Origin of the sequence: Haliscomenobacter sp., from assembly GCF_041740695.1 — a bacterium.
GTDB lineage: Bacteria > Bacteroidota > Bacteroidia > Chitinophagales > Saprospiraceae > Haliscomenobacter.
The window spans coordinates 35,373-41,471 of sequence record NZ_JBGSLK010000144.1 but is presented as its reverse complement, the minus strand read 5'-3'; the positions used below and the strand labels follow the sequence as shown (position 1 = coordinate 41,471).

General features: G+C 46.3%; 5 protein-coding genes. 3 read left to right on the top strand and 2 right to left on the bottom strand.

The window, feature by feature from the left end; all coding sequences use genetic code 11:
- The coding region (locus ACEW9O_RS29735; RefSeq protein WP_373553878.1) for an RNA recognition motif domain-containing protein at positions 1 to 377 on the bottom strand (377 nt) is incomplete at its 3' end.
- A 226-nt stretch (positions 378 to 603) separates the two neighbouring features.
- Between ACEW9O_RS29735 and pbpC the strand changes: the two genes are divergently transcribed.
- A complete protein-coding gene (gene pbpC, locus ACEW9O_RS29730; RefSeq protein ID WP_373553877.1) occupies positions 604 to 3,072 on the top strand; it encodes a penicillin-binding protein 1C in 2,469 nt (822 codons plus the stop codon).
- Between the two features lie 536 nt (positions 3,073 to 3,608).
- On the opposite strand, the gene ACEW9O_RS29725 is transcribed toward pbpC, so the two are convergent.
- Positions 3,609 to 4,358, bottom strand: a complete 750-nt coding sequence (locus tag ACEW9O_RS29725; RefSeq protein WP_373553876.1) for a 3'-5' exonuclease — start codon at positions 4,356 to 4,358, stop codon at positions 3,609 to 3,611.
- 162 nt (positions 4,359 to 4,520) lie between these two features.
- Between ACEW9O_RS29725 and ACEW9O_RS29720 the strand changes: the two genes are divergently transcribed.
- The gene (locus ACEW9O_RS29720; protein WP_373553875.1) at positions 4,521 to 5,495 is read left to right on the top strand and encodes a hypothetical protein; all 975 of its coding nucleotides are present in this window, start codon (positions 4,521 to 4,523) and stop codon (positions 5,493 to 5,495) included.
- Positions 5,496 to 5,637: 142 nt separating this feature from the next.
- Entirely contained in the window at positions 5,638 to 6,096 is a 459-nt protein-coding gene (locus ACEW9O_RS29715; RefSeq protein WP_373553874.1) for a DUF2452 domain-containing protein, read from the top strand.
- The last annotated feature ends 3 nt before the right edge of the window (positions 6,097 to 6,099 follow it).

Below are 6,099 nucleotides of genomic sequence, written 5' to 3'. Positions count from 1 at the left end.
CCACCACGATTGCCGCCGCCACCACCGCCGTAGCCACCGCCACCACGATTGCCGCCACCACCACCGCCGTAGCCACCGCCACCACGATTGCCGCCGCCGCCGCCGCCAAAGCCACCTCTGCCGCCGCCACCACCTTCACGTGGTTCAGCTTTCTTAACTACTATCGTGTTTCCGTCAAAGTCAGTTTCATTCAATGCATCAATAGCGGCTTGCGCCTCGTCGTCGTTAGGCATTTCAACGAAGCCAAAGCCTCTGGATTTGCCAGTGTCGTGGTCCATGATAACTTTTGCGGAATCAACTTCCCCAAAAGCTTCGAATGTTTCTCTCAGGTCTTCACTAGATGTCCCGAAATTGAGTTTTGCAACAAAAATGTTCATTTGAAAAAAATAAAGGAATGAAATAATTATGGATGAAAAACAAAAACAACTGATTTTGATGATGTAAAGCCGCTAAGTGAAGCAATAAAAGTAAAGTCATAAATCACGCTCAATCAAATCAGCTAAACTTAAAGGCGAACAAATCCATCTCAAATTTAAGGTATTGTATACCAATAATTCAAGGGGCAGGGAAAAAAAAACTAAAAAACCCCTACTTTGCAGGGTTATGAATCGTATAAAAACATTTATTTCGCGTGTTTTTTGGCCCAATTTTGCTGAGTTTACTGAGCGATTACAACTCATTAAGTCGCTCTTAATCAACTATCAGCAAGTAAAACCCCTCGGCATTTCCCTGGGTTGTGGATTTATTTTTATCTTTTGGTATATTTTCTGTTTACCCTACCCTCTTTTTGATGTTCCAGTGAGCCAAGTGGTGGAAGATGTTCATTTTGAGCTGCTTTCGGCACGAATTGCAGCCGATGGTCAATGGCGATTTCCGGAGCCGGATAGTATCCCCGAAGTGTACATTCAGTCCTTGATTGAATTTGAAGATCAAAATTTTTACCATCATCAGGGGGTTGATCCTTTTGCACTTTTGCGCGCTGTTTTTCAAAACCTGAGTCATGGTCGCATTGTGAGTGGTGGAAGTACCATCAGTATGCAAGTGATCCGAATGGCCAAAGGGAATCCAGCACGAAGCATTCCCCAAAAAATGATGGAGGCCATTTTGGCCACTCGTTTGGAGTTTGGGTATTCCAAAGTCAGAATTTTGCGCTTCTACGCGGCCAATGCACCTTTTGGTGGCAACGTAGTGGGGATAGAGGCAGCAGCCTGGCGCTACTTTGGCAAGTCTCCGGCTTTGTTATCCTGGGCTGAAGGGGCGCTCCTGGCGGTTTTGCCCAATAGCCCGGCGCTGATTCACCCTGGCCGCAATCGTACCAAGCTGCTCAACAAACGCAACAAACTCCTGGATCGGCTTGCGGTTAAAGGAATCATCGATAAAACGACCTGTGATTTGGCCAAATCGGAGGAATTGCCCGAAGCGCCCCATCCCCTCCCCCGTTTGGCACCCCATTTGCTGGATCGGGTTGCGCGCGAAAAAGGGCATTTGCGCATCCGCAGTAGCATCCAACTTGGATTACAAGAGCAGGTCATGAACCTGGCACAGCGACATCAACAATTGTTGAAATTTAGCCAGATCCACAACCTTGCCATTTTAGTTGCTGATGTACGCAGTGGGGAAGTACTGGCCTATGTTGGGAATGCCCCGCTGGCAGGTGCAGAACACGGCGAACAAGTCGACATTATTACCGCTCCCCGCAGTAGTGGGAGTATCCTCAAGCCCTTTTTGTACGGTTTAGCTTTACAGGATGGCCTAATTTTGCCCCACAGCCTATTGCCCGATGTGCCCATGAACATCAATGGTTATCGCCCCGAAAACTTTCAGGAAGGTTATGATGGCCTCGTGCCCGCAGGTGAGGCTTTGTCTCGTTCCTTAAACATCCCTTTTGTGGATTTACTGCGCCAATACTATTATGATCGTTTTCATTTTCAGCTCAAAAAATTGGGGATGAGTACTTTGACTCAAGCTCCGGGGCACTATGGATTGTCCTTGATTTTGGGTGGTGCGGAGACTAAATTGTGGGACCTTTGCGGTATGTATTCCTCTCTTGCTCGGGTCTTGGGGCATTTCCCCCGCTACAGTGGACGCTACGACCCGAGCGATTATCGAGCGCTCTCCTATCTTCCCCTTCCCGCGCAGGTCGTTCCAAAGCTCCATGAATTGAATACCAATCCCGAGGTTTTGTCGGCGGGAAGCATTTGGGCGGCTTTTGAAGCCATGCAGGAGGTACAACGCCCGGGTGCCGAGGGGGAATGGCAACAATTCAGCACCAGCCGACGGGTAGCCTGGAAAACGGGGACTAGTTTTGGCTTTCGCGATGCCTGGGCAATCGGGGTTACGCCTGAATACGTGGTAGGCGTTTGGGCAGGCAACGCCGATGGAGAAGGACGGCCGGGTTTGGTCGGTTCATTGGCTGCTGCCCCGGTTCTTTTTGAAACCTTTGGTTTGTTGCCCCCTACTTCCTGGTTTGATGCGCCCTATGACGATTTGGCTAAGGTAGAGACTTGTCGGGAAACTGGGTTCCGGGCTGGTCAACATTGTCCCATCGATACTTCCAGAGTGCCCAAAAAAGCTTTAAATAGTCCGGTTTGTAGGTTCCATCAATTGGTTCACCTCGATCAAACCGAACAGTATCAAGTTAATGCGCAATGTTATTTGCCCAGCCAAATTGTCCATCGCCCCTGGTTGGCATTGCCGCCCCTCGAAGAGTTTTATTATCGCCAACGCCACCCTGAATACGCAGCACTACCCCCTTTTCACCCCGACTGCCAGGCGATAGCTGGCAATGAGGCCAGCCCGATGCAGTTGATTTATCCCCGCCAAGTCAGTCGGATATTTGTCCCAATTGATTTGGACGGGAGCAAGTCCAAGACTATTTTTCAGGTAGCCCACCGCCGGTCCGATGCTAAAATCCATTGGCACATCGATCAGGATTTTGTCGGCACTACCCAAACCTTCCACCAGTTTGCCTTGGAGCCTCCTGCGGGTAAACATGTACTTACCTTAGTGGATGAAAATGGCTATCGCCTGGAACAAAGATTTGAAATCATTTTGAAACAACAGAGAAAATAAGGTGGGTAAAAAAGAGACTCCCGCATCAAGAAGGTGCCGATGCGGGAGCCGGACAACATACTATGAGAAAACTACGTCTCAAAGATAGAATGAGAATAGTTATAAAGTGTGTTCCAATTAGGCTATGCCAAGGACGGGTGCTGAGTGGTTGTTTAAACTTAGGAAGCGGTAGGGAAGGTGCTGGAATAATTCCAGTAGATTCGAAATTGTGCAGAAAATTTAAAAAAATGGCAAAAAAAAACCTACACCCAGCATAGAGAGTGTAGGAGAATTAAACATACTATGAGAAAACTGAAACAAAGATATAACCGAAGCTCAGAGCAACAAGCTTCGTTTAGGCAACGGCAGGGAATCTCAGGGAACGGTAGTATCCCTTTAGGAAACGGTAAGTGACGTGGAGAATTTGTACAGGTAGGTTCACTTAAAAATTAAGATTCGTCAAAGATATACTTATTTTTTGAATATTGCAAATCTATTTTATGTCTGCATGCACTACCAGTGATCACCACAAGCATGGTACAATCATAAATCAGACATCATCTGACGTGCGACACCTGGTCTTCTTCCAAAATTGGTGCCCGCCGATACCGTTGGAAAAGTTGAATCGTAGCTAGTACGTCCTTTTCACAATAAAACGAAATCCGTTCTACGTCATTTTCATCCCAGTATACGCGTCCAACCTGGCTGCCATCAATGTCGTCCTTCGGGGAAGGAAAATTGAGCAAGGCCGCTAGTACTTTCAATGAGGTGTAATTTTTGCGGTCGCCAAATTTCCACATTTCCATGGTATCCAACAGATGGAGGGTCTCCCAGGGTTTTTTTCCTTCCAGGTCCAAAAGTTTGGGGAAAGGCATTTGGTGTACCACCATCCGCCTACAGAGGTAAGGGATATCGAACTCTTTGATGTTGTGACCGCAGATGAAATGTTTACCTGGGCTGGGGTAATGCTGAGCCATGAGTTCTGAAAAATCTTTCAACAACTGCGCTTCATCATGCCCGGCAAAAGATTTCAAACGCACTTTGAGTCGTTTGTCATCTTTGTCCCGATAAACCACCCCAACCGAAATGCACATGATTTTACCAAACTCGGCATAAATGGCTGCTCGGTCGCGGTAGGTCGCGTTCAGTTCCTCCTCAGTCGCATCCGCCTCGGTTTTGAACAGGGAGGTACTTTTTCCCTTCCACAGGTGTTGAAAATCTTCCGAAAGCTCAGCATATGTGTGGGTTACACTTACCGTTTCGATGTCTAAAAATAGGACATTGGCAATATCGATTTGTTCCAGCATATCCAATTTTGTATTTGAGTAGACAATATTAGCAAACTTCGGGTCGTTGTGCAATTGCTTTTTCTGGAATACAAAAAAGTATTGAAAACAGTTCCTTTTGTCTTATCAATTGTTTGCTCTCTGTATTCCCCAAAGCTTTTTTAAACAAAAAACCAAAAAACTATGTCAACCACATCTGGAAACAATTCTAAAAGCACACTCCTTATTGCCGCTGTTGCGGTAATTGTAGTTCTCTTGGGCATCAACGGTTACATGATTTACAACCGCAGCCAGCTCAAAACGCAGAACACTGAATTGACTGCGGACTTGGACGAGACTACCAAATTAAAAGAGGAACTCAATAAGCAGTATTATTCTGCTTTGTCGGAGTTGGAAGGTATGCGTGGCACCAATGAAGAACTGAATTCATTGATCGACCAACAAAAACAAGAACTGGATGCTTCTAAATCCAGAATCGAAACATTGCTGAAGGACAAAGGCAATTTGGGTAAAGCCCGCGCTGAAGTGGCAAACCTACAAGGCCGCATCAATCAACTTTTGGCAGAAGTAAACACACTGCGTGGCGAAAACGAAACCTTGAAAGGGGATGTATCTCGTTTGGGTGAAGAAAAAACCCAACTGGCGACTTCGCTAGAAGCTGAAAAGGCTACCACTACTCAGCTGAGTACTGAAAAAACTTCTTTGGAAACGGCAAAGGCGGATTTGGAAAAAACCAAAGAGGACTTGGCTAAAAAAGTAACGGCAGCTTCTGCCATCCGAGTTCAGGAAGTAGAAACTACTGGGTTGGTCACCAAAGATCAGAAGAAACCTAGCAAGAGCAATAGCGCCAAAAAAGTAAACCAAGTGGATGTTTGCTTCGAGATCATTCCAAATGACAATGCGGAAGTAGGTCAGGAAGTGTTCCACGTACGCGTTATCACTCCAAAAGGTGAAACGTTGGCGTCCGAAGGTTCTTTCACCAGTGGTTCTGGCGACGCTGTACCTTTCTCTAAAGCAAAATCGACCAGCTACAACAAAGGTGAATCTAAAGTTTGTGCTTCAATTGCACCTGGTGCACCTTTTGAAGAAGGTGATTACAAGGTGGAAGTATACAACAAAGGTTACCTTTCTGGCAAAGGTACTTTCAGACTGAAGTAAACCTACCGAGTTCCAGGGTTCCTGGGTTCTAAAGTTCCAAGGTTAGGCTAACAACCCTGGAACTTTGGAACATGGAACCTTGGAACTTTTTTGTTCCTCTTCTGTTCTAAAGCCTTATCTTTGAAATTACAATTTTGCAGTCATGTCTGATCATCAGAAAGAGGAATTCATTAATCCAATTGATAAGGATAAAATTGCCGAAAATCCACACTTGTTGCCCTATGCTCATACGCGGGGCGGAGTGAATATCAAGCCTATAGATAAAGGCAAAGTTAAAGGGAGGGCTGTTACCGCCATGTACGAACAAACGGAAATGGATCTCGACCAAATCCGTCAACAAATTGAGCTGCTTGCTTCTCAAGCCAAATCTATCCAAAACCGCGTTTCCATTTCTGAGCGCATCTACCTGGCCGAAATGAATTTTGGGCCAATCATTGGCAAAATCTACCACTTGTACCGTCGCGACAACGGCAAAGACGTCATGTCGATGATTTCACCCAGCGAATGGGGCAGGAAGGCACCCTACCAATTTGTGGCCACCATCAAACTACTGGCCGATCATACCTGGGATGTGCTTGCCACGGGTGAATTGGAGTTGTAAGTG